Source organism: Enterobacter cloacae complex sp. Mu1197, assembly GCF_040059225.1.
Lineage (GTDB): Bacteria > Pseudomonadota > Gammaproteobacteria > Enterobacterales > Enterobacteriaceae > Enterobacter > Enterobacter quasiroggenkampii.
In genome coordinates this window covers 2,590,584-2,615,468 of record NZ_CP157375.1, presented here as the reverse complement: position 1 = coordinate 2,615,468, position 24,885 = coordinate 2,590,584, and the positions used below count along the sequence as shown (strand labels likewise).

Sequence of the window (24,885 nt, the reverse complement as noted above, 5' to 3'; positions counted from 1 at the left end):
ATTCCTGGAAGAATTAAATTAGGTAAAGGTGAATATGGGTAAAGCTCTCGTCATCGTTGAGTCCCCGGCAAAAGCCAAAACGATCAATAAGTATCTGGGTAATGACTACGTGGTTAAGTCCAGCGTGGGTCATATCCGCGATTTGCCGACCAGTGGCTCAGCCAGCAAAAAGAGCGCAGACTCTACCTCCACCAAAGGGGCTAAAAAGCCTAAAAAGGATGAACGTAGCGCGCTTGTCAACCGCATGGGTGTTAACCCATGGCATAACTGGGATGCACAATATGAAGTGCTGCCAGGGAAAGAAAAAGTCGTTAACGAGCTGAAGCAGCTGGCTGAAAAAGCAGACCACATCTATCTCGCAACCGACCTTGACCGCGAAGGGGAGGCCATTGCGTGGCACCTGCGGGAAGTGATCGGGGGTGATGACAAACGCTACAGCCGCGTAGTGTTTAACGAAATTACGAAGAATGCGATTCGTCAGGCGTTTGAGAAGCCGGGCGAGCTGAATATCGACCGCGTCAACGCCCAGCAGGCGCGTCGCTTTATGGACCGCGTCGTGGGTTACATGGTTTCTCCACTGCTGTGGAAGAAGATTGCCCGTGGCCTGTCCGCAGGTCGCGTGCAATCCGTCGCCGTGCGTCTGGTCGTTGAGCGTGAGCGCGAAATTAAAGCCTTCGTGCCGGAAGAGTTCTGGGAAGTTGATGCCAATGTGACCACGCCGGGCGGTGACGCTCTGCCGCTGCAGGTAAGTCATCAGAACGATAAGCCTTTCCGTCCGGAAAACCGCGACCAGACCATGGCCGCCGTGGCGCTGCTGGAAAAGGCACGCTATCAGGTACTGGAACGTGAAGACAAACCGACCAGCAGCAAGCCTGGTGCGCCGTTTATCACCTCTACCCTGCAACAGGCGGCAAGCACCCGTCTGGGTTACGGCGTGAAGAAAACCATGATGATGGCCCAGCGCTTGTATGAAGCAGGTTACATCACCTACATGCGTACCGACTCAACCAACCTGAGTCAGGACGCGGTCAACATGGTGCGTGGCTACATCAGCGACAACTTCGGTAAGAAATACCTGCCGGAAAGCGCTAACCAGTTTGCCAGCAAAGAGAATTCTCAGGAAGCGCACGAAGCGATTCGTCCTTCTGATGTCTCTGTGCTCGCTGAATCGCTGAAAGATATGGAAGCCGACGCGCAGAAGCTGTATCAGCTGATCTGGCGTCAGTTTGTGGCGTGCCAGATGACCCCGGCCCAGTACGACTCCACCACGCTGACCGTCGGGGCGGGTGATTTCCGTCTCAAGGCGCGCGGTCGTATTCTGCGTTTCGACGGCTGGACGAAAGTGATGCCTGCGCTGCGTAAAGGTGATGAAGATCGAACGCTGCCTGCGGTGAACAAAGGTGATGAACTGTCTCTGGTTGAGCTGATCCCGGCTCAGCACTTCACCAAGCCACCTGCACGCTTCAGTGAAGCATCTCTGGTAAAAGAGCTGGAAAAACGTGGTATTGGCCGTCCGTCGACCTACGCGTCAATTATCTCGACGATTCAGGATCGCGGTTACGTCCGTGTTGAAAACCGTCGTTTCTATGCGGAAAAAATGGGTGAGATCGTCACCGATCGTCTGGAAGCCAACTTCCGCGAGCTGATGAACTACGATTTCACCGCGCAAATGGAAGACAGTCTCGACCAGGTTGCCAGCCACCAGGCGGAATGGAAAAAGGTCCTCGACAGCTTCTTCAGCGATTTCACCGACCAGCTTGAAAAAGCGGAGAAAGACCCTGAAGAGGGCGGCATGCTGCCTAACCAGATGGTACTGACCAGCATCGACTGCCCAACCTGTGGCCGCAAGATGGGGATCCGTACTGCCACCACGGGCGTGTTCCTCGGCTGCTCCGGCTATGCGCTGTCGCCAAAAGAGCGCTGCAAAACCACCATCAACCTGGTGCCGGAGAATGAAGTTCTCAACGTGCTGGAAGGTGACGATGCGGAAACTAACGCTCTGCGTGCCAAGCGCCGCTGCAAAAAATGCGGTACGGCAATGGACAGCTACCTGATCGATCCAAAACGTAAGCTGCACGTGTGTGGTAATAACCCAACGTGTGACGGTTATGAGATCGAAGAGGGCGAGTTCCGCATTAAAGGCTATGACGGCCCGATTGTGGAGTGCGAGAAGTGTGGTTCTGAAATGCACCTGAAAATGGGGCGTTTCGGTAAGTACATGGCCTGCACCAACGACGAATGTAAAAACACGCGCAAAATTCTGCGTAACGGTGAAGTGGCTCCGCCGAAGGAAGATCCGGTTCCGCTGCCAGAACTGCCGTGTGAGAAATCCGACGCGTACTTCGTGCTGCGTGACGGCGCGGCAGGTGTCTTCCTGGCCGCCAACACCTTCCCGAAATCGCGTGAAACCCGCGCGCCGCTGGTGGAAGAGCTGCATCGCTTCCGCGATCGTCTGCCGGAGAAACTGCGTTATCTGGCCGATGCGCCACAGCAGGATCCGGAAGGCAACAAAACCGTGGTGCGGTTTAGCCGTAAAACTAAGCAGCAGTATGTTGCGGCAGAGAAAGAGGGTAAAGCGACCGGATGGTCAGCCTTCTTTGTCGATGGCAAATGGGTTGAAGGCAAGAAATAATCTTCCCTAACCGTAACTTACCTGTGAAAGGGCCGGATTTCCGGCCCTTTTTTATTACCTTGTTATTATTTTTTGTTCCGTACTATACAGTCAGGCTATAAATGATATAGTGGTTATAGTTAACCTGTTTCTTATTATTAAATCGTCTTAAGCGATTGACCGCATGCGCTAAATCGGATGGTCTGGCATGAAATTACAGCAGCTTCGTTATATCGTTGAGGTGGTGAATCATAACCTTAACGTCTCTTCTACCGCCGAGGGGTTATATACCTCGCAACCGGGCATCAGCAAACAAGTTCGTATGCTGGAGGATGAGTTAGGCATTCAGATTTTCGCCCGCAGCGGTAAGCATCTTACCCAGGTGACGCCGGCGGGGCAGGAAATCATCCGCATTGCGCGGGAAGTCCTTTCCAAAGTTGATGCGATTAAGTCTGTGGCAGGGGAGCATACCTGGCCGGATAAAGGCTCGCTGTATATTGCCACCACGCATACGCAGGCGCGCTATGCGCTGCCCGGCGTGATCAAAGGCTTTATCGAGCGTTATCCTCGCGTCTCGTTGCATATGCACCAGGGCTCGCCAACGCAAATCGCTGAAGCCGTCTCCAAGGGGAATGCAGACTTTGCCATCGCCACCGAAGCGCTTCACCTCTATGACGATCTGGTCATGCTCCCGTGCTACCACTGGAACCGCTCTATTGTGGTGACCCCCGATCACCCCCTGGCGGGTAAAGGGTCGGTCACTATCGAAGAGCTGGCCCAGTATCCTCTGGTAACGTATACCTTTGGCTTTACCGGGCGTTCTGAGCTTGATACGGCCTTTAACCGGGCAGGGTTAACGCCGCGCATTGTCTTTACCGCGACGGACGCCGACGTGATTAAGACCTATGTCCGGCTTGGATTGGGGGTGGGCGTCATAGCCAGCATGGCGGTGGATCCGGTGTCAGACCCTGACCTGGTGCGTCTTGATGCGCACGACGTTTTCAGCCATAGCACCACAAAAATTGGTTTCCGCCGCAGCACCTTCCTGCGCAGCTATATGTATGATTTTATTCAGCGCTTTGCCCCGCATTTAACGCGTGATGTGGTTGATACCGCCGTGGCATTACGCTCAAATGAAGATATTGAAGAGATGTTTAAAGACATCAAACTTCCCGAAAAATAATCACACCCGGTATCTTTCCCCCAGGGAAAGATACCGAAATAACCTCTCAAAGCTAAATTAGAATTATCATCATCTGCGATTCCCCTGCCATATAATGTCATTATCCATTTAATACGTAAGGTTATAATGTCGTGAATTGGCGACAAAAGTAGAAACTAATTTACGCCTTCGCAAATTTTTCTTTTCAATTATTTATTTCTGGTCAAAAGATTGAATATTTCATACCTCCCGGTGCGTAAATTCACTGGCTTTTCGGCTAAAGTTTCTTTAGGATTTATCTCAACAGATGATTAATTGTACCAATTGTTTGGTCCTAAATGATAAGCGATGTCGATTGTATGAGGTTAGCAATGCCTTCAGGAAGTGAAGAACCGCAAAGGGATCCTGCGCTCAAGCGTAAAGCCTGGCTGGCGGTCTTTCTCGTCTCTACCCTGTTTTGGGTGGTGGTTGCTCTCCTGGCCTGGAAATATTGGGGTTAAATATGTCAGTGACGGTACGTACAGCTTCGGTAAAACAGATGTGTCAGCATCGTGACAGCGGCCACAGAGGGCGTAAAGCACCTGCGACTGTTGTACCCGCGTCCTGGAAACTGACGCCGCAGCAGCAGGCTTTTATTGATGTGTTCGCAGAAGACGAACCCAAAAAACAATAATTTAGTTTATTGCGTAATGATGCAAATAGTCTGAATATCGACTCTGCGCTTTTGTACTCTTTAATAAATACACATCAGCAATATAGCACTGAGGAACGACCTCGGAATTTTTATAAATAATGCCTGGTGTCCCTATGATGAATAACATGACGTCTCACAAATACTGGTCGTGGATCGGCGTTTTTACCGTGTCGATTCTGTTCTGGAGTCAGCTCATCTGGCTGGCGCTCCACTAAATTGTAAAACCTCGCTACGGCGGGGTTTTTTGTTCCCCCGCGCTGGAACCATCCTAAATTTATCAATTTGGGTTGTTATCAAAACGTTACGACATCTTTGTGTTATCTTTAATTACGGCCCTGATGATTGTCAGGGCATCTCTGTGATTAAGGAGGAGCTTATGTCGTTAACCCTACGCGAAGCCAGTAAGGACACATTACAGGCAGAAAATAAAACCTGGCACTACTACAGCCTGCCGCTGGCTGCCAGAACGCTTGGGGACATTTCGCGTTTACCCAAGTCATTGAAAGTTTTACTGGAAAACCTCTTGCGCTGGCAGGACGGTGATTCTGTCACGCTCGATGATATCCAGGCGCTGGCAGGGTGGCTTGAGAAGGCCCATGCCGACAGAGAAATCGCCTACCGCCCGGCAAGGGTGCTGATGCAGGACTTTACCGGTGTTCCGGCCGTGGTTGATTTGGCCGCGATGCGCGAAGCCGTTAAGCGTCTCGGCGGGGATACGGCAAAAGTTAACCCGCTTTCCCCGGTTGACCTCGTCATTGACCACTCCGTCACCGTTGACCACTTCGGTGATGATGACGCCTTTGGCGAAAACGTGCGTCTGGAGATGGAGCGTAACCACGAGCGCTACGTATTTCTGAAGTGGGGACAGCAGGCGTTCAGTCGGTTTAGCGTGGTCCCGCCAGGCACCGGCATTTGCCACCAGGTGAACCTTGAATATCTGGGTAAAGCCGTCTGGAGCGAATTGCAGGATAAAGAGTGGGTCGCTTATCCGGACACCCTGGTGGGCACGGATTCGCATACCACCATGATCAACGGTCTGGGCGTGCTGGGCTGGGGCGTCGGCGGTATTGAAGCGGAAGCCGCCATGCTCGGCCAGCCGGTATCCATGCTTATCCCGGATGTGGTGGGCTTCAAGCTGACCGGAAAGCTTTCTGAAGGCATTACCGCCACCGATCTGGTGCTGACCGTCACCCAGATGCTGCGTAAGCATGGCGTGGTGGGCAAGTTTGTTGAATTCTACGGTGACGGTCTGGATTCGCTGCCGCTGGCCGACCGCGCCACCATTGCCAATATGGCGCCGGAATACGGTGCCACCTGCGGCTTTTTCCCCATTGACGACGTCACGCTGGAGTACATGCGCCTTAGCGGCCGCAGCGAAGAGCAGGTCGCGCTGGTGGAAGCGTATACCAAAGCGCAGGGCATGTGGCGCAATCCGGGCGATGAGCCTGTTTTCACCAGCACGCTTGAACTTGATATGGGAAGCGTCGAAGCGAGCCTCGCGGGGCCGAAACGTCCGCAGGATCGGGTTGCGTTGTCTGACGTGCCGAAAGCGTTTGCCGCCAGCAATGCCCTGGAAGTGAACGTGGCGCAGAAAGACCATCGTCCCGTCGACTATGTTCTGAACGGGCATCAGTATCAGCTTCCGGATGGCGCGGTTGTTATTGCCGCCATTACCTCCTGCACCAACACGTCCAACCCCAGCGTATTGATGGCAGCCGGTCTGCTGGCTAAAAAGGCGGTCGAGCTTGGGTTAAAACCTCAGCCGTGGGTTAAGGCCTCGCTGGCGCCGGGATCCAAAGTGGTGTCGGATTACCTGGCTCAGGCCAAACTGACGCCGTACCTGGACGAGCTGGGCTTTAACCTCGTGGGCTACGGCTGTACGACCTGTATTGGTAACTCCGGGCCACTGCCTGAACCCATCGAAACGGCGATCAAGCAGGGTGACCTGACGGTAGGCGCCGTTCTTTCCGGTAACCGAAACTTCGAAGGGCGCATTCATCCGTTGGTAAAAACCAACTGGCTTGCTTCGCCGCCGCTGGTCGTGGCGTACGCTCTCGCAGGGAACATGAATATCAACCTGGTGACCGATCCGATTGGTCACGATCGCAAGAATGACCCTGTCTATCTGAAAGATATCTGGCCATCCTCGCGAGAAATCGCGCTGGCCGTTGAGAAGGTCTCTACCGAAATGTTCCGCAAAGAGTACGCGGAAGTCTTTGAGGGGACGCCGGAATGGAAAGCCATCAATGTTGCAGGTTCGGATACCTATGGCTGGCAGGATGACTCGACCTATATTCGTCTGTCGCCGTTCTTTGATGAGATGCAGGCCGAGCCCGCGCCGCTTAAGGATATCCATGGCGCGCGTATCCTGGCTATGCTGGGGGATTCCGTCACGACGGATCATATCTCTCCGGCGGGGAGCATCAAAGCCGATAGCCCGGCAGGCCGTTACCTGCAAAGCCGGGGTGTCGAACGCCGCGATTTTAACTCTTACGGCTCGCGCCGCGGTAACCATGAAGTCATGATGCGCGGGACCTTTGCCAACATCCGCATTCGTAACGAAATGGTGCCAGGTGTGGAAGGGGGCATGACGCGTCATCTGCCTGGAACGGAAGTTGTGTCGATCTATGATGCGGCCGTTAAATACCAACAGGAAGGGACGCCGCTGGCGGTGATTGCCGGGAAAGAATACGGTTCCGGCTCCAGCCGCGACTGGGCGGCGAAAGGTCCGCGCCTGCTTGGCGTTCGGGTGGTCATCGCCGAATCGTTCGAACGTATTCACCGTTCGAATCTGATTGGCATGGGGATCCTGCCGCTTGAGTTCCCGCAGGGCGTGACGCGTAAAACGCTGGGCCTGACCGGGGAAGAGCAGATTGACATTAGCGGCCTGCAAAACCTGCAGCCGGGTAAAACGGTGCCGGTGACGTTAACGCGGGCAGACGGGAAAACCGAGGTGCTGGATTGCCGGTGCCGTATTGATACGGCAACCGAGCTGACCTACTACCAGAACGACGGCATTTTACATTACGTGATTCGTAAGATGCTGGATTGATGAACGAGCCCGGCACGCGTGCCGGGCTCAGACTGCTGACAAAGTGCTTGATGTACGTTTCGCCCGGCGGCGCTACGCTTGCACGGGCCTACAAATTACAGTAGGCCGGGTAAGCGCAGCGTCACCCGGCAAAAAACGGCTAAGCTGTTGATAACAGGGCTTGTCATCAATTTCAGTTAGCATCACTCTTTCAGCAGATGGCCCATTTTGGCGGCTTTGGTATCAAGGTAGTGGGCGTTTTTCGGGTTACGGCCGACAATCAGCGGTACGCGTTCAACGATGTTGATCCCGGCTTCGGTCAGGATCTCCACTTTTTTCGGGTTATTGGTCAACAGACGTACTTCGTCCACGCCCAGCAGCTTGAACATATCGGCGCACAGGGTGAAATCACGTTCGTCAGCGGCAAAACCGAGCTGATGGTTCGCTTCAACCGTATCGTAGCCCTGGTCCTGAAGCGCGTAGGCGCGAATTTTATTCAGCAAACCAATATTACGCCCTTCCTGACGGTGATAAAGCAGCACGCCGCGGCCTTCTTCAGCAATATGAGAAAGGGCTGCTTCCAGCTGGAAACCGCAATCACAGCGCAGGCTGAACAACGCATCGCCGGTGAGACACTCTGAATGGACGCGGGACAGCACCGGTGTCTGCCCTGAAATGTCGCCATACACCAGTGCGACATGATCCTGTCCGGTTGCCAGTTCTTCAAAACCCACCATCAGGAAATCGCCCCATGGGGTTGGCAGTTTGGCTTCTGCCACACGTTTAAGCTGCATGTGATTCTCCAGAGTAGGCTGACACGTTTCGTGCCTGTGCCCTGTTTTGCTTTCTGTATCAGTTTATTTTGCCACAAGCTCAGCATGTTCGCCTAATGGGCACCATGCTATATGAACGTTAAACGCACGATCCGACATCTCCACCAGGTGAATAAATTTCAGTTATGATTGTGACGCTTAGCGAAAAAGGAGAAGACATGCATTCAATCGCCAGACGTACGGCAGCAGGTGCGGCCATTTTACTGATTATGCCTTTGGCCGTATGGCTTTCCGGGTGGATGTGGCAGCCCGGGCAGAACGCCACGTGGTTGAAAACGTTATACTGGATTACGGAAACGGTCACCCAGCCCTGGGGAATTATTACCCACGTTCTCCTCTGCGCCTGGTTTCTGTGGTGCCTGCGCTTTCGTCTGCGCGCGGCGCTGATGCTCTTTGCTATCCTCGGTGGCGCTATCCTTATCGGTCAGGGCGTAAAATCCTGGGTGAAAGATCGCGTTCAGGAGCCGCGTCCTTTTGTCGTCTGGCTGGAAAAAACGCACCATGTTCCGGTGGATGAGTTCTACACTTTAAAGCGTAAAGATCGCGGCGCGCTGGTCAAAGATCAGCTTGCGGAACAGCAAGATATCCCGAAATTCTTGCGAAAACACTGGCAGAAAGAGACCGGGTTCGCGTTTCCTTCTGGCCATACCATGTTTGCCGCCAGCTGGGCGCTGCTGGGGGTTGGGCTGCTTTGGCCAAGACGTCGTACGGTCACTATCGTGATTCTGCTGGTCTGGGCGACGGCGGTCATGGGCAGCCGCTTACTGCTGGGGATGCACTGGCCACGGGATCTGGTCGTTGCCACGCTCATCTCGTGGCTGCTGGTGATGCTGGCGACCTGGCTGGCTGAACGATTCTGCGGCCCGCTAACGCCACCGCCGGAAGAGAAAGAAGAAATAGCCGAAAGGGACCAAACGGACGCCTGACGGTTGATATTCCGCATTTTGCCCATAGATCCATGACGTGCGCGTCACTTTTTCCGTTTCGCGCCCGTCACTAAAATGGTAGTTTATAAGGCTGATTGCGTTAAGTTGAACACACTTTATTCGCTTGAACCACATAACGGGAAGTAATGTGAAATATTTACTCATTTTCTTACTGGTATTGGCGATTTTTGTCATTTCAGTCACATTGGGTGCACAAAACGATCAGCAGGTGACGTTTAACTATCTGCTGGCTCAGGGTGAATACCGTGTGTCGAGCCTGCTCGCGGTCTTATTTGCTGCAGGCTTTGCCATTGGCTGGCTGGTTTGCGGTTTGTTCTGGTTAAAAGTCCGTGTTTCGCTTGCGCGCGCAGAACGTAAAATCAAACGACTCGAACATCACATTGCGCCTGCGTCCGACATGCCGGAAAGCTCTGGCGTGCCGGTCGTGAAGGAATAATCGACGATGCTGGAGTTGTTGTTTCTGCTTTTGCCTGTCGCCGCAGCCTATGGCTGGTATATGGGCCGCAGAAGTGCGCAACAAACAAAACAGGATGAGGCCAACCGACTCTCCCGCGACTACGTTGCGGGGGTCAACTTCCTCCTGAGCAATCAGCAGGACAAAGCGGTGGACCTGTTCCTCGACATGCTGAAAGAGGATACGGGGACCGTTGAAGCGCATCTTACCCTGGGTAACCTGTTCCGCTCGCGCGGCGAGGTTGACCGCGCCATTCGTATTCACCAGACCCTGATGGAAAGCGCCTCGCTGACCTACGATCAACGACTCCTGGCCGTACAACAGCTGGGACGAGATTACATGGCCGCGGGGTTGTACGATCGCGCTGAAGATATGTTCGCTCAGCTGGTGGATGAAACAGATTTCCGCATCGGCGCGTTGCAGCAGCTCCTGCAGATTTATCAGGCCACCAGCGACTGGCAAAAAGCCATTGATACGGCCGAACGTCTGGTGAAGCTGGGTAAAGATAAGCAGCGCGTTGAGATAGCCCATTTCTACTGTGAACTTGCCCTTCAGCAGATGGGCAACGACGACATGGATAAGGCCATGACGTTGCTGAAGAAAGGTGCCGCCGCGGACCGCAACAGCGCCCGTATCTCTATCATGATGGGGCGCGTCTTTATGGCGAATGGCGATTATGCCAAAGCCGTTGAAAGCCTGCTGCGGGTTATCGACCAGGACAAAGAACTGGTCAGTGAAACACTGGAGATGCTGCAAACCTGCTATCAACAGCTGGACAAGCGGGAAGAGTGGGTGGCGTTCCTGCGTCGCTGCGTGGAAGAGAATACCGGCGCAACCGCGGAACTGATGCTCGCTGACGTTGTTGAGCAGTATGAGGGTGGCGACACCGCGCAAGTCTATATCACCCGACAGCTTCAGCGTCATCCGACGATGCGGGTCTTCCACAAGCTGATGGATTACCACCTGAACGACGCGGAAGAAGGGCGCGCCAAAGAGAGCCTGATGGTGCTGCGCGACATGGTTGGCGAACAGGTACGCAGCAAGCCGCGCTACCGTTGCCAGAAGTGTGGTTTTACCGCCTATACCCTCTACTGGCATTGTCCTTCATGCCGGGCCTGGTCAACCATCAAGCCAATCCGCGGCCTGGACGGGCAGTGATTTTTTAAAAGCCTTCACTTTAGTTACAACATACTGATAGCTTTTAGCACTTTCTCAACACCGTGCGGTTTGCCAGCCTGGCAGGGACATAAATGGCTTCTGTCAATTTGCGGCGGCGGCAGGTAGAATGCTGGCCGTTTATCTGTTCCGCGCCGCTGCGCGCCCATAGACGAAAAGGGCTGGTCATGACGTCTGTTACATCCTCCACTTCCCGCGTAATTACGGATTCTCCTGTTGTTGTTGCGCTTGATTACAATAAGCGTGACGCTGCACTGGCGTTTGTCGACGGTATCGACCCTCGCGACTGCCGTCTGAAAGTTGGCAAAGAGATGTTCACGCTGTTTGGACCGCAAATCGTTCGCGATCTGCAACAGCGCGGCTTTGACGTTTTCCTCGACCTCAAATTCCATGATATTCCGAATACCACGGCCCACGCCGTTGCTGCAGCCGCAGAGTTGGGTGTATGGATGGTCAACGTCCATGCGTCGGGTGGGGCAAGAATGATGACCGCCGCTCGTGAGGCGCTCCTGCCGTTCGGTAAGGACGCGCCGCTGCTGATCGCCGTCACTGTGCTGACCAGCATGGATGAAAATGATTTACGTGACCTCGGCGTGACGTTGTCACCTGCGGAGCATGCTGAACGTCTCGCCCGTTTGACGCAGCAGTGCGGCCTGGATGGCGTTGTCTGCTCCGCGCAGGAAGCGGTACGTTTCAAATCAGCACTGGGCCAGGATTTTAAACTCGTCACGCCAGGTATCCGCCCTGCGGGCAGCGACGTGGGCGATCAGCGCCGCATTATGACGCCTGAGCAGGCGCTGGCGGCGGGCGTAGACTATATGGTTATCGGGCGTCCGGTGACGCAGTCTGCAAACCCGGCTGAGACGCTTAAGGCTATCAATGCATCGCTGAACAAGGGGGCGTAATGACCGATTCCAACAGCCGCCTGGTCTACTCAACCGATTCCGGGCGGATAGACGAACCGAAAGCCAAAGTGGAGCGTCCAAAGGGTGATGGTATCGTTCGAATCCAGCGTCAAACCAGCGGACGTAAGGGGAAAGGGGTCTGCCTTATCTCCGGCATTGATCTGGATGATGCAGAACTGACTAAGCTGGCTGCCGAGCTGAAAAAGAAATGTGGCTGCGGCGGTGCCGTAAAGGACGGGGTTATTGAAATCCAGGGTGATAAACGTGATTTAATAAAATCACTGCTGGAAGCCAAAGGCATGAAAGTTAAACTGGCAGGCGGCTAAAATAAATGAGCCACGGCAAATGCCGTGGCTCGTGTTATATACGTGCGTATGTCAGACCTGAAATGCGTTTAAATATCGCAATATCGAGGAAGGCTTAGATAATAGTTATTTGCCAACCTGGTGACCGATAATACCACCGACAGCAGCGCCACCTAATGTACCCAGCGTACTACCATCCGTTAATACTGCACCACCGAGAGCACCGGCACCGGCACCAATCGCGGTGTTACGGTCACGTTTAGACCAGTTAGAGCATGCGCTCAGGGACATTGCTACAGTGATTGCCAGAACAGCGGCGGCTAATTTTTTGCTGGTTAAGGTCATAATACTTTCTCCTGAATTATCGATTCACGGAAAGATGTACACGTTAAGTATAGACGAATCGAATACTTAATTCTTTTCCCCGTGAAAGCTGGTCGCGCAGGCGTTACTTCATCACGCAGGTGATAGTCACTTCCTGTTATATCGCTAACAGTAATTTTACGACTTTAGGGCAGGTTATACAGGTAAAAACTCTTAAAGCAGGGTTAAGAATCATCTCAGAGAAAGAACATGCGCGCCCGAAATTCGGGCGCGGAGGGAAATCAGGCGCTGGTTTCAATAATATTGACGATCAGACCGCTCTCTTCGAGTTTATTGCGATGCGCTTCGCTCAAACGATCATCGGTAATCACACGGCTAAAGCGTGAAGCGGGACCCATCGTGTAAGGATGAACGGCACCAAATTTAGAGCTGTCGGTGAGCACAATGGCTTCGCACTCTTTTTCCAGTACGGCATTGACCACGTCAGAGCGCATCATATCCCGGCCGGTAAAACCTGTCTCCGGCTGCCAGCCGTCAATCCCGATAAAGGCCTTGCTGAAATGAACCTGCTGGACGTACTGACGGGTCAGCGGGCCAACCATGCTTTCGCTTTTTTTCTGATAAATACCGCCCAGCAGAATCACCTCGCAGCGCGTCTCTTTAAGCAGATGCGCGATATAGCTACTGACGGTGATGATGGTAACGTCTTTTTGATCGGCAAGTGTTCGCGCCAGAAGGGCATTACTGCTGCCGTTTTCAATAAAGACGGTCTCACCGTTGTTCACCAGGGAGGCAGCAAATTCCGCCAGTTCACGTTTGAGCGCGTAGTTGTTCATCATGCGCGTCTCAACGTCATCACTGTCCAGCGGGACCGCATAGCCGTGCGCGCGACGCAGGTAGCTCTGTTTTTCCAGCAGATTAAGATCCTGACGGATGGTGACTTCAGAAACGCCAGTGGTTTTCGCGAGATCGACTACGCTTACGCGTCCCTGATCGATGACCATCTGCAAAATGAGTTGTTGTCGGGAATTCATAGCATCCATTTAATAAAGCGAAACGAGGTCGGAAACGGTGGGCGTTAAACTTCCCACGGCGCTTTTGGCTGTCTGTTTTCGGGCGCAGCGTCAGCGCCATGCTGAGCAAGAAGTTCAGACTTCAGGATCTCAAGATTACGGATAGCAGAGTGATAATCGCCCGCCACCAGGATATCCAGCACGGTATCAATTCGTTGTGCTACAGCTTGTGCGTCAATCGTAGACATAATCTCACCCCAGGCGCGAAAAGTTAATATTTTCAATGATGCAGAAATTGGGTTCAAAAGAGAAGGGAAAAAATGCAATAACTAAATTACATAAACGGAAGTGATAAAATTATTCCCCCTCATACAGCGGGCTTATTGAGTGGATTAGTCTAAAACTGCGCGCAACGCGCTTTTTTATAGGAGGAAGTAGACTATGACAGTTATCAATCAGCCTACCTGTACACTGTTTACCGATACTGAACGGTTCACCCAGCTGTCAGGGTATTACGAGGCGGAGCGACATACCGTCTGGATGATGTTACGGGCTCAGCCACGGCCTTGCTTCAACCATGCATTGATAGAGGAGATCATGAATTTTTCATGGCTCGTCCGCCAGTCTGGTTTTGCGGTTGATTTTTGGGTGACCGGATCGCTGGTTCCCGAGATGTATAACGCGGGCGGTGACCTGCAGTTCTTCGTTGAGTGCATTCAGCACGGTCGACGTGAAGCGTTACGGGCCTATGCGCGCGCCTGCGTTGATTGCGTGCATGCGGCCTCGCGGGGATTTGATACGGGGGCTATCTCTCTGGCCATGGTCGAAGGCAGCGCGTTAGGGGGCGGGTTTGAGGCCGCTCTTGCGCACCATTTCGTTCTGGCTCAGCGCGACGCCCGCTTAGGTTTCCCCGAAATTGCCTTTAACCTGTTTCCGGGCATGGGGGGATATTCCCTGGTTGCACGCCGTTCAGGCATGAAGCTGGCAGAGGAGCTCATCTACAAAGGGGAATCCCATACGGCGGAATGGTACGAACAGCACGGCCTGGTGGATCTCCTGTTTGAACCCGGACAAAGCTATGTCTCCACCCGAACCTTCATCGACACGCTACGGCCAAAACTGAATGGCGTGAGGGCGATGCTGCGCGCCCGGACGCGCGTTCTGCAATTGCCGCGCAGTGAACTGATGGACATCACGGAGGACTGGGTAGACGCGGCTTTCTGCCTTGAACCGAAAGATATCGCCTACATGGAGCGTCTGGTGATGCTGCAAAACCGCCATCACGCGGCGGGTTTGCGTAAAGCCAGTTAATGCTGTTTTCGCGCCTGATATCGTTTTAGCCATCGCTCGAATGCGGCAGCGGGCATCGGCTTAGCAAACAGAAAACCCTGCCGTTCGTTGACGCCGTTCTTGGTCAGAAAGGCGTCTTCTTTCGCATTTTCGACCCCTTCGGCAATCACCTGCAGGTTTAGCGCCTGCGCCACCGCAACGATGGCGCGCACCAGTGACTGGGAGATGGACTGCTTATGAATATCCCTGACAAACGATTGATCGAGTTTTATGGCGTCAATAGGGAAGCGGGCCAGCTGCGAAAGGGAAGAGTAGCCGGTACCAAAATCGTCGAGATGAATTTGCGCCCCCAGCCGGCTGAACTGCTGGATCACGGAGAGCGCCAGCTCTTCGTTCTCGATAAGACAGCTTTCGGTTAATTCGACGTCCACCGGGCAGTATTCAAAGTTAAGATCCTTCAGCGCCTGCTTTAAGTCGCTAAAGATAGTCTGGTCGGCCAGCTGACGCGCAGAGACGTTCACGGCCACGCGCAGGTTTATTCCCTTGTCGCGCCATTTTGCCACCTGGCGAACCACATCGAGCATCACCCAGCGGCCCAGCGGCACGATCAACCCCGACTCCTCGGCATAAGAGATAAACTCCAGCGGTGGGATCAAACCGCGTTCGGGTGATTGCCAGCGGACCAGCGCTTCCAGGCTTCTGACCTCGCCGCGCCAGGTGATTTTAGGCTGGTAGTGGATCAGGAGCTGATCGTTATCCAGCGCTTTACGCAGGTTGGTATCCAGCCAGAGATACTCAAACACGCGTTGGTTCATCTCGGGCGAGAAGACGCAGAACTTGCCCCGGCCGTTCTCTTTGGCGGTGTACATGGCGGTATCGGCGTTACGAATGACGCTTTCCCGGTCGTTGCCATGCTGCGGGGCGAGGGCGATGCCCAGGGAACAGCCGGTGTAAATTTCAATCAGACCGATTCGGAACGGCTGGCGCAGGCGGGTTAAAATGCGCGACGCCATCGCTTCCAGAGAGCCCTGAGAGGTATTGGTGGCCATGACGATAAACTCATCACCGCCAAGTCGTGCCAGCACCTGTTCCTCATCCAGACAGCTCAAAATGGCGAGCGCGACAGCCTGTAACAGCTGATCGCCAAACATATGCCCGTAAGCGTCGTTGACCTTTTTAAAGTTGTCCAGATCGAGATACACCACGCCAACCTGCGTGTCGCCGCGGTTGTTGATGGCGTCAGAAATCAGATCGTGGATTGCATTGCGGTTTGGCAAGCCGGTGATGGTATCGGTATTGGCCAGCACGCGCAGCCGTTCCTGAGCGCGGCGTTCCTCGGTAATATCGGTACCGGAACAGATAAGGAAAATTTCATTTTTACCGCTGCCGCTGTGAACGAATTTGTTTCTGAACAGAAACAGTCGTTGCCCTTTACGCGTTTTGATCCAGCGCTCGACTTCATAGGAACTGCCGTTGCGGAAGAAACCGGAAATATTGCGCTTTGAGGCTGCCGCTTCGCTGCGGCTCATAAACAGCTTAAACACGTTCTGGCCAATCACTTCCTGCTCTTTCAGGCCGGTATATTCTTCGCTCAGTCGGTTAAAGCGCTGAATATTGCCGTTCTGATCGAGGATAACAATGACGGAGTTAGCCTCTGAAACGACCTGTTCCGCAAAAGAGAGACCCTGAGCCAGGTCGCGCGCCACGGAGGGGGTATCATGCCAGGCGGAAGCGGTACCGGCCCACTCGTTACGCGTAATTTTCCGCCCAACAAGGTGAACCGGGAGGTCTTCCCCGAATAACGAGAGCGTCATGGAAATGCTGGAGGTAATCACGGTTAAGTGACGGATAAGATCGGCCTGATCGTCGTCCAGCGCAATCACCTGAGTGACATCGGCATTTTCACTGGCGGCAAGGTGCAGAGCATTGCTGTCAGCTGACAAACGCCACCATGGGCTGTGAGTCCCCATGTAGCGAAACAGCAAATTCTGCTCCAGATCGTCCATCATGTTTTCTCCCGCAGCTGTTCATTAGCGCACAAATTATTCATTTGCAGTCGACTTTTCCGTTGAGAAACAGCGGTAAAACCGAAGTGAACTTATTGTTTTTCCCTGATTTCTGATAATAAAACGAGTCAGGTTAAAAAGGATACTGGGCGTATAAAAATTCACGTAACCGAATATAACAACACTCTTTTACTGTAGATAATTATGGCGAATTTGGGCGAAGGGAGACTGAAAATAGTAAGAAAAAATAATGCTTTTGTGGCGGGGATAAAAAGAAAAATTGTCGGCCCTTCCGGAAAGGAAATGACCGACAATTGAACAGGTTATCAGGCGACAGGACGCGCGATAATACTGCGGGTTTCCATACGGACTTCAGCAATGGTGACGTCAATCACGTCGGTGACTTTGTAAACTGTTTCACCTTTAATTTGCACCGTACCGTTTTCCTGACTACAGACCATTTCATCGCGCACAGCATGCAGGAATGGCGCAGGAATAAACGCGACAGCACCGTTATCGACCAGACGGACGCGCATCCCCCCGCGGCTGATATCGATGATTTCTGCGGCGAAACGGGTATCCGTACCGGCTTTATCCTGCAGGAAGCGTGCGTACAGCCAGTCGCCAACGTCACGTTCCGCCATGCGGTTCAGACGACGGCGATCGGCCATTTGCAGCGTGGTGTCCTCCTGAGGACGGGCAACGGTTTCGCCTTTGATAATCGCTTTCAGCAGACGGTGGTTAACCATATCGCCATACTTACGGATCGGTGATGTCCAGGTCGCGTAGGCTTCGAGGCCGAGACCAAAGTGCGGGCCAGGCTCGGTGCTGATTTCTGCGAAGGACTGGAAGCGACGAATGCGGCTGTCCAGGAAGCCCGATGGCTGCGCGTCCAGTTCGCGGCGAAGCTTGCAGAAGCCCGGCAGCGTGAGCACTTCTTCCGGATCGACGTGCACGTCGTGATTCTTCAGCAGGGCTGCCAGCGCTTCGGTATTCGCTGGATCAAAGCCGGTATGGACGTTGTAAATACCAAAGCCCAGCTTGTCACGCAGCACGCGTGCGGCACAGATGTTGGCGGAGATCATCGCCTCTTCAACGATGCGGTTCGCAATGCGTCGCGGTTCGGCCACGATATCCAGCACTTCGCCTTTCTCACCCAGAACAAAGCGATAATCCGGGCGATCTTTGAACACCAGCGCATGGGTTTGACGCCACTCGCCGCGGTTCAGACAGATGCGATGCAGCAGACGGATCTGCGCGGCAATGGCGTCTGATTCCGGTTTCCAGCTACCGGTATTTTCCAGCCAGTCGGAGACGTTATCGTAGGCCAGCTTGGCTTTCGACTCGATGGTGGCGGCAAAGAACTCGATATCGTCTTCAATCGCGCCATCCGCAGCAATGGTCATGCGGCAGGCAAGGACCGGACGCACTTCATTCGGACGCAGCGAGCAGAGATCGTCTGACAGTTCACGCGGCAGCATTGGGATGTTGAAGCCCGGCAGGTAGTTCGTGAACGCACGGATTTTCGCCGTTTCGTCAAGCTTGCTGCCTTCAACAATCCAGGCGGTAGGATCGGCAATGGCAACGGTCAGGTGCAGTTTGCCGTCGGCACTCTCTTCAGCGTACAGCGCATCGTCCATATCTTCGGTGCTGGCGCTGTCGATGGTGACAAACTCCAGCGCGGTAAGATCGCGACGCGTCAGACCTTCGTCCTGCATCTCGGTTGCCACGCCGTTCGGCGCTTCTTTTTCAAGATTGTGGCGTGCCAGCGTGACCCACCATGGCACGAAATGATCGGCGCCAAAGGTAATGAACTGGGTCAGTTCCGCATAGAAACCGCGATCGCCTTTCAGAGGATGACGGCGCATTTCTGCTACGGCCCAGTCACCTTCTTTAAAATCATGCTCAACACCACGGGCGGCGCGGCAGGGAATGGCATCTTTCAGCAGAGGATGATCCGGCACGATAGAAAGACGATCGTCTTTTCGCTGCACCTTACCCACAAAACGGGTCAGGAACGGTTCGATCAGTTCTTCCGGTTCGGCGGACTCGCGATCCTTCTCGGTATGAATGACGGCCATGACGCGATCGCCATGCATCACTTTCTTCATCTGCGGTGGCGGAATGAAGTAGCTTTTCTGCGCGTCAACTTCAAGGAAGCCAAAGCCCTTTTCCGTGGCTTTTACGACCCCTTCTGCACGCGGCGTCTGGGAATGCAGTTGCTGTTTAAGCTGCGCTAGCAGCGGGTTGTCCTGAAACATAATGTTCTATTTTCGTAGCCATTGAGCGGCTGACAGTTTTACGCGATTCTCACTGTCTCAGCAAGCGGTCTTTGGGTAATGAGTGTGGTTATTCCTCTTTACCAAACGCCACTTTCAGACGATTGAGCCAGCCATCAAACGCACTTTGGGTAAGCAGCGTGATGGCATATTCGCCCTGGAGTCCTTGATCCGTGAGCGGGGTAAACTGCGCGGCGCTGAAGCGGTCCGGAGAGCGGGTCAGCAGTTCGACCGCTGCCGAAAGTGCGGGGGACGTCTGCGGGATCTCCGCGCGGCTGTTTAACAGGATTTCTCCGGTCAGGTCGAGCAGCGTCGGCTCATGACAAAGCACCGGCGTCAACGCCTCGAGCGCGGGTTCGGCCTGCCAGCGGGACAGGGACTCCAGCTGATGCGCATTCGCGTAGCGCAGCTCGACGACGGGTAAAAGCGGCATCCACGCATCGTGGCTCGCGGGAAGCGTGTGCGGCTGAATATGATGCCCCGGCAACCAGCGAACAGGATGTCCCAACAGGGCCTGGAAAATCGCGACCACGCGCGCCTGAAAACCGATAAAGCCGATAATCTGGTTAATCACCACGATGTCGTACGTGGACAGGCCCACCTCATCAAGCTGGTTCCGGGCTTTATCATCAATGACATCAGGAGAGCTGGCGAGCTGGCGGGCATACTGGGTGATTTGCGCCAGGCGGCGGTTGCTTTCGCGCGAGGAGTCCGGGCCGGGAAGCGGGGCGAGGAGGGCGGCGTAGTGGTTACAGAGCCGCTGAACGCCGCAGGCCTGAGCGACCGTTAACGCGGTACTGAGCCGATCGTAAGCGCTGAGCGTATGCAGTCGGTTCACGGGAATTGAGAGTGGAAACAGCTGGTGGCATAAGGCTCTGGCAGGAGTAAGCCAGCCAGAACAGGCGGCGACAATCTCATCAGGCAGGGCTAAATCGAGCAAAAAACGATCGTCGACGTTAGCGGCTTCGGGCACCAGGGGCAGAACATCCGTCTGCGCGTGGTTTGACTGGGTTTCATGATACCAGTGGCCTTTGCCGGAAAAACGGCGTTGTTCCATGTGCGTTCCTTGATCTCAAAATGGCGATCAATATCCTGGCGTAAGGCAGATAAAGGGAAAAATATTGTTAGGTGATAACAAATAGCAGAACGGAATAACGAAGGGGTGACGCGGGGGGAAATACTCTCTTCCCGGGCGGGAAGAGAGCCATAGCTTATTTAATTTCCAGCTCGTTCATTGCAGCGATGTTGAAGCCGCCGTCAACGTGAACCACTTCGCCGGAGATACCTGCGGAAAGGTCAGAGCACAGGAATGCTGCAGAGTTACCCACATCTTCAATGGTAACGGTACGACGAATCGGGGTAACCGCTTCGCAGTGTGCCAGCATTTTACGGAAATCTTTAATACCGGAAGCGGCCAGGGTGCGGATAGGACCCGCAGAGATGGCGTTAACACGCACGCCTTCAGGACCCATTGCGTTCGCCATGTAGCGTACGTTGGCTTCCAGAGACGCTTTAGCCAGACCCATAACGTTGTAGTTAGGGATAGCACGTTCAGCGCCCAGGTAGGACAGGGTCAGCAGGGCTGCGCCCGGGTTCAGCATCGCGCGGCAGGATTTCGCCATCGCAACGAAGCTGTAGGAGCTGATGTCGTGCGCGATTTTGAAGCCATCACGGGTTACCGCGTTCACGTAGTCGCCGTCCAGCTGGTCGCCAGGAGCGAAGCCGATGGAGTGAACGAAACCGTCGAATTTCGGCCATGCTTTTGCCAGTTCAGCAAACATGCCGTCGATGCTTTCGTCTTGTGCAACGTCACATTCCAGAACAATGCTGGAACCCAGCTGCGCGGCAAACTCTTCAACACGGCCTTTCAGCTTGTCGTTCTGGTAGGTGAACGCCAGCTCAGCGCCTTCGCGATGCATTGCCTGTGCGATGCCGTATGCGATGGACAGTTTGCTGGCAACGCCAGTCACCAGAATGCGCTTACCGGAAAGAAAACCCATAGCTTTAATCCTTATATTCATTGCTTATTTTGCCTTGTAATTCATAGCGTTACAGGCAGTATTTCAAAATCATTCGAAATTAGCTCGAAATTATAGCCCACTCACAGCCCCTTGTGTCACGATATTTCTCGCACTTCTCCGAAGTCGCATGTCCCGAAGAATGCGTCGCGGACACGCGGGGGCGCGAAATTTCAGCATTCGTCCAGTATATCACCCGGCAACAGCTTCGCCTCATCCAACCAGCGAGGAGGCGCGATCCCGCAAGGGTGTTCACGCTTTCCTGATGTTGCCGATGAAGCGCGCAATAACGATAAAGAAAACCGGTACGAAGAAGATCGCGAGAAGCGTACCGCTAATCATGCCGCCAAATACGCCGGTACCGATGGCATGCTGCGTACTGTCGCTTGCACCACTGGCCAGCATCAGAGGAACAACCCCTAAGGTAAAGGCTAACGATGTCATCAGAATGGGGCGCAGGCGCTGACTGGCGGCATGAATGGTCGCCGCCAGCAGGGGTTGCCCTTCGCGATGCAGTTGCCTGGCAAACTCCACAATCAGAATGGCGTTCTTGGACGACAGGCCGATAAGCGTAATCAGACCGACCTTAAAGAACACGTCATTAGTCATGCCGGCCACAAACACCGCTATCACCGCGCCGATAAGGCCCAGTGGAACAACCAGCATGACCGCAAAAGGAATAGACCAGCTCTCATACAGGGCAGCGAGCACCATAAAAACGACCAGTATCGACAGGGCGATCAGGCCCGGAAGCTGCGATTCCGATTTTTTCTCCTGCAACGAACTCCCGGCCCACTCACCCGCCATGCCCTGAGGCAGGCTCCTGGACAAACCCTCCATGATCTTCATTGCGGTGCCGCTGGATACGCCTGACGCCGCACTTCCGGTAATCCGTATAGCAGAATAACCCTGGTAGCGCGTCAACTGCTGCGGCGCAACGTTCCAGGAGATCGTCGCAAACGTTGATACTGGCACCATCTCACCCATCCGGTTTTTCACTGATAGTTTCAGTATCTGCTCAGGCTGCATTCGGTAGGGGGCATCGGCCTGCATAATCACCTGTTGAACGCGGCCGTTATTCGTATAGTCGTTGACGTAATTTGAGCCCAGGGTGACGGAAAGCGTCTGGTTGATTTCATCGAATGAGACGCCCATCGCTTCCGCCTTTTCCCGGTCAACCAGGAGCGCAAGGCTGGTTCCTTCTGGCAGACCGTCTATATAGACATCACTGAGTTCAGGGCGTTGATTAGCCTGCAGAACCAGCGCGTCGGCGGCCCTCTTTAGAGCCTCATAGCCCGCTCCCGCTCTGTCCTGAACGTACCAGGTGAAGCCCGAGGAGGTGCCCATATCCGAAATGGCCGGCGGGAGCAGGCTCATTGTGACGGCATCAGTGACGTTCGTCATGCTGGCCTGTATGTGGTCGGCTTCATCCTGAGCCGTCGAGCCCTGCCGATTTTTCCAGTCCTTCAGCGTGGTGAAGGCCATAGCCGAATTCGGTCCTGAACCTGAAAAGCCAAACCCCAGGATCATAATGTTGCTTTCAATGTCCGGCCGGGCCGCAATTTCCGCTTCAAATTTTTTAACCACGTTGAGGGTGCGCTGCATCGTGGCATCAGAAGGCAGCTGGATAGAGGACATAAAGTAACCCTGATCTTCATCCGGCAGAAAGGACGACGGTAACGAAGACAATCCAACAAACAGCGCCGTGCAAAGCGCAACGTACAGGAGCAGCATACGCCCGGTTCGCTTCAGAACGGCACCCAGCCCGACTTCGTAACAGACGGTGAGCAAACGGAAGCGCGCGTTAAACCTGGCCGCGAACCTTCCACTTCCGCTCTTTCCTGTCTTGTGCGGCTTGAGCAACGTTGCGCACAGGGCAGGCGTTAGCGTCAGGGCCAGAAACGCGGACAACAGTATGGAGACCGCCATAGAAATACAAAATTGTCGATAGATAATCCCGACCGAACCCTCAGCAAACCCCATGGGGATAAAGACGGCAGTCAGCACCAGCGTGATCCCGATAATCGCCGGGGTGATCTCCTGCATGGCCTGCCGGGTAGCGTCCCGTGGGGAGAGGCTTTTTTCCGCCATCAGTCGTTCGACGTTCTCCACAACCACAATGGCATCATCAACGATAATCCCTATCGCCAGCACCATGCCGAACATCGTCAGAATATTGATGGAGTATCCGCTCAATAACATCACCGTGAAGGTGCCAAGAAGTGCGACGGGAGCAACAATCGCCGGGATAAGCGTACAGCGTATCTTATGCAGAAACAGAAGCATCACCAGGAAGACCAGGACCATCGCTTCTACAAAGGTCTGAACCACCTTCATGATAGACAGTTTCACAAACGGCGCGGTATCGAAGGGAACCGTAAACGCCATTCCTTCCGGTAATACCTGGGAAAGCTCGTCGATGCGCGCGCGTACGCCTGAAGCCGTACTCATTGCGTTGGCACCCGGCGAGAGCTGGATTGCCGCAGCCGTTGCAGGCACGCCATTTTCGCGGATACCGAAAGCGTAACTTTGCAGGCCGGACTCAACGCGCGCGACGTCGGACAGTTTCAGCCTCGCACCCGATGCATCTGATTTCAGGGTAATGTTTCTGAACGCTTCTACCGAAGTGAGTTGCCCCTTCACGGTGATGGGATACGTTACGCCTTGTCCCGCAGATGCTGGCTCATCTCCCGTTTTGCCGGGCGAAACCAGGGCATTTTGCTGGCCAACAGCAGTAAGCACATCGCTCACCGAAAGGCCGTAGCTGTGGAGCTTCATCGGATCCAGCCAGATACGCAGCGCTTTTTCGCCGCCAAACAGCTGAACTTTCCCTACGCCGGGCACGCGACGAAGCTCGTCACTGACGTTTCGGGCAAAATAATCGCTTAAGTCGGCTTCTTCGAATTGACCGCTGGTGGACTTCAGCCCCACCATCATTAAAAATCCAGAATTAGCGGCCTCGACGTTAATGCCGTTTTGTCTTACCGCCTGAGGAAGACGAGGCTCGACGATCTTTATCTGATTCTGCAGATCCATCTGTGCCAGCTTGATGTCCGTGCCGGGTTTAAACGTGACGGTAATCGATGCCGAACCGGTTGTGTCGCTGGATGATTCGAAGTAGAGCAAATTATCTACGCCAGAGATTTCGCGCTCGATTAACGAAATCACCGACGTATTCATGGTATCGGGGCTGGCCCCCGGGTAACTGACGGAAATAATGATGCCTGGCGGAGCCACCGCCGGATACTGCGCAACCGGCAAACGAGGAATAGACAGGAGACCCGTCAGGACGATAAACAGCGCCACAACCCAGGCGAAAATGGGACGTTCGATAAAAAAATGAGGCATTGGGTTATTTTTGTGCAAAAGAGTGAGGCAGAGACTCTACCGCGCACCTGTTTAGCGGAAGTGGGCGGTTTATGGAGGCCGTGTGGAGCAAGGGCTCAGATCATTCTCATAATGAGGTACAGCGGTGCTCCACCAAAAAAAATGATCAAATAACATTCATAGTAAAAGATCAGATCCTCAATATCTGGCATCGCGTTTAACAGCACGGTGAACGTAATAATGAGATAAACAAAAATCACCATCAGCCAGAAGGCGATGATAAGTAGCTCAATGAACGCGCCGGCTTTATTTTGTATGACCAGAAAAACCACTGACAATGCGATGCAGCCATAGATAAGGGGTGAAGAGAGCAGCGTCGAGGCGACTTTCTCATCCATTCTGTGTACCAGCACCAGCCAGGTATAAAGTAATCCCCACGACAGCAGCAGAAACAGGGAATATATACCCAGTTTTTTAGGAGAAAAATATTTGGAAAATTCCATGTTCATT

At 53.9% G+C, this 24,885-nt stretch carries 21 protein-coding genes; 11 read left to right on the top strand and 10 right to left on the bottom strand.

Features of this window, described 5'->3' with window-relative positions:
* Window positions 1-34: 34 nt before the first annotated feature.
* The 5 genes from topA (at window position 35) to acnA (ending at window position 7,519) form a co-directional block, all read left to right on the top strand.
* Window positions 35-2,632 carry a type I DNA topoisomerase gene (gene topA / locus ABFV38_RS12370; protein ID WP_059365098.1) on the top strand — a complete coding sequence of 866 codons (2,598 nt, stop codon included), beginning with the start codon at window positions 35-37 and terminating at the stop codon, window positions 2,630-2,632.
* A 187-nt stretch (window positions 2,633-2,819) separates the two neighbouring features.
* Window positions 2,820-3,794 carry an HTH-type transcriptional regulator CysB gene (cysB, locus tag ABFV38_RS12365; RefSeq protein ID WP_008502814.1) on the top strand — a complete coding sequence of 325 codons (975 nt, stop codon included), beginning with the start codon at window positions 2,820-2,822 and terminating at the stop codon, window positions 3,792-3,794.
* A 338-nt stretch (window positions 3,795-4,132) separates the two neighbouring features.
* Window positions 4,133-4,273, top strand: a complete 141-nt coding sequence (locus ABFV38_RS12360; protein WP_213327741.1) for a YmiA family putative membrane protein — start codon at window positions 4,133-4,135, stop codon at window positions 4,271-4,273.
* 310 nt (window positions 4,274-4,583) lie between these two features.
* Window positions 4,584-4,682, top strand: a complete 99-nt coding sequence (gene ymiC, locus ABFV38_RS12355; RefSeq protein ID WP_032623144.1) for a small membrane protein YmiC — start codon at window positions 4,584-4,586, stop codon at window positions 4,680-4,682.
* Between the two features lie 161 nt (window positions 4,683-4,843).
* Complete coding sequence (acnA, locus tag ABFV38_RS12350) at window positions 4,844-7,519, top strand: aconitate hydratase AcnA (RefSeq protein ID WP_032674926.1); 2,676 nt, start codon at window positions 4,844-4,846, stop codon at window positions 7,517-7,519.
* 182 nt (window positions 7,520-7,701) lie between these two features.
* Here acnA and ribA read toward each other — a convergent pair whose 3' ends face one another.
* The gene (ribA, locus tag ABFV38_RS12345) at window positions 7,702-8,292 is read right to left on the bottom strand and encodes a GTP cyclohydrolase II (protein WP_008501210.1); all 591 of its coding nucleotides are present in this window, start codon (window positions 8,290-8,292) and stop codon (window positions 7,702-7,704) included.
* Between the two features lie 197 nt (window positions 8,293-8,489).
* On the opposite strand from ribA, the gene pgpB reads away from it, so the two are divergent.
* The 5 genes from pgpB to yciH all read left to right on the top strand — a co-directional run bounded on the left by pgpB (window position 8,490) and on the right by yciH (window position 12,139).
* Complete coding sequence (gene pgpB / locus ABFV38_RS12340) at window positions 8,490-9,257, top strand: phosphatidylglycerophosphatase B (RefSeq protein WP_348957344.1); 768 nt, start codon at window positions 8,490-8,492, stop codon at window positions 9,255-9,257.
* A gap of 148 nt (window positions 9,258-9,405) precedes the next feature.
* Window positions 9,406-9,714 carry a LapA family protein gene (locus ABFV38_RS12335; RefSeq protein WP_008501212.1) on the top strand — a complete coding sequence of 103 codons (309 nt, stop codon included), beginning with the start codon at window positions 9,406-9,408 and terminating at the stop codon, window positions 9,712-9,714.
* 6 nt (window positions 9,715-9,720) lie between these two features.
* Complete coding sequence (lapB, locus tag ABFV38_RS12330) at window positions 9,721-10,890, top strand: lipopolysaccharide assembly protein LapB (protein ID WP_048029769.1); 1,170 nt, start codon at window positions 9,721-9,723, stop codon at window positions 10,888-10,890.
* A 185-nt stretch (window positions 10,891-11,075) separates the two neighbouring features.
* Window positions 11,076-11,813 carry an orotidine-5'-phosphate decarboxylase gene (pyrF, locus tag ABFV38_RS12325; protein ID WP_235404048.1) on the top strand — a complete coding sequence of 246 codons (738 nt, stop codon included), beginning with the start codon at window positions 11,076-11,078 and terminating at the stop codon, window positions 11,811-11,813.
* Complete coding sequence (yciH, locus tag ABFV38_RS12320) at window positions 11,813-12,139, top strand: stress response translation initiation inhibitor YciH (protein WP_045908885.1); 327 nt, start codon at window positions 11,813-11,815, stop codon at window positions 12,137-12,139. The genes pyrF and yciH overlap by 1 nt, the downstream gene beginning before the upstream one ends.
* 105 nt (window positions 12,140-12,244) lie before the next feature.
* Here yciH and osmB read toward each other — a convergent pair whose 3' ends face one another.
* The 3 genes from osmB to ABFV38_RS12305 form a co-directional block, all read right to left on the bottom strand.
* On the bottom strand, window positions 12,245-12,463 hold the full coding sequence (osmB, locus tag ABFV38_RS12315) for an osmotically-inducible lipoprotein OsmB (protein ID WP_008501216.1): 219 nt from the start codon (window positions 12,461-12,463) through the stop codon (window positions 12,245-12,247).
* 260 nt (window positions 12,464-12,723) lie between these two features.
* Complete coding sequence (locus ABFV38_RS12310) at window positions 12,724-13,476, bottom strand: DNA-binding transcriptional regulator YciT (protein WP_045908884.1); 753 nt, start codon at window positions 13,474-13,476, stop codon at window positions 12,724-12,726.
* Between the two features lie 44 nt (window positions 13,477-13,520).
* Window positions 13,521-13,703 carry a hypothetical protein gene (locus ABFV38_RS12305; RefSeq protein WP_045908883.1) on the bottom strand — a complete coding sequence of 61 codons (183 nt, stop codon included), beginning with the start codon at window positions 13,701-13,703 and terminating at the stop codon, window positions 13,521-13,523.
* A 193-nt stretch (window positions 13,704-13,896) separates the two neighbouring features.
* Here ABFV38_RS12305 and ABFV38_RS12300 point away from each other — a divergent pair, with 193 nt between their 5' ends.
* Window positions 13,897-14,766: a crotonase/enoyl-CoA hydratase family protein gene (locus ABFV38_RS12300; protein WP_032674921.1), complete on the top strand. Its 870-nt coding sequence runs from the start codon at window positions 13,897-13,899 to the stop codon at window positions 14,764-14,766.
* Here ABFV38_RS12300 and pdeR read toward each other — a convergent pair.
* The 6 genes from pdeR to ABFV38_RS12270 form a co-directional block, all read right to left on the bottom strand.
* Entirely contained in the window at window positions 14,763-16,754 is a 1,992-nt protein-coding gene (gene pdeR, locus ABFV38_RS12295) for a cyclic di-GMP phosphodiesterase (protein ID WP_348957343.1), read from the bottom strand. The genes ABFV38_RS12300 and pdeR overlap by 4 nt on opposite strands.
* Window positions 16,755-17,077: 323 nt before the next feature.
* Window positions 17,078-19,012: an exoribonuclease II gene (locus ABFV38_RS12290; RefSeq protein WP_032647557.1), complete on the bottom strand. Its 1,935-nt coding sequence runs from the start codon at window positions 19,010-19,012 to the stop codon at window positions 17,078-17,080.
* A gap of 88 nt (window positions 19,013-19,100) precedes the next feature.
* Entirely contained in the window at window positions 19,101-20,087 is a 987-nt protein-coding gene (locus ABFV38_RS12285) for a CMD domain-containing protein (RefSeq protein WP_008501221.1), read from the bottom strand.
* 154 nt (window positions 20,088-20,241) lie between these two features.
* The gene (gene fabI, locus ABFV38_RS12280) at window positions 20,242-21,030 is read right to left on the bottom strand and encodes an enoyl-ACP reductase FabI (protein WP_003856831.1); all 789 of its coding nucleotides are present in this window, start codon (window positions 21,028-21,030) and stop codon (window positions 20,242-20,244) included.
* A gap of 270 nt (window positions 21,031-21,300) precedes the next feature.
* Window positions 21,301-24,396 carry a multidrug efflux RND transporter permease subunit gene (locus ABFV38_RS12275; protein ID WP_348957342.1) on the bottom strand — a complete coding sequence of 1,032 codons (3,096 nt, stop codon included), beginning with the start codon at window positions 24,394-24,396 and terminating at the stop codon, window positions 21,301-21,303.
* Between the two features lie 95 nt (window positions 24,397-24,491).
* Window positions 24,492-24,878, bottom strand: a complete 387-nt coding sequence (locus tag ABFV38_RS12270; RefSeq protein ID WP_196353007.1) for a transporter — start codon at window positions 24,876-24,878, stop codon at window positions 24,492-24,494.
* Window positions 24,879-24,885 lie beyond the last annotated feature (7 nt).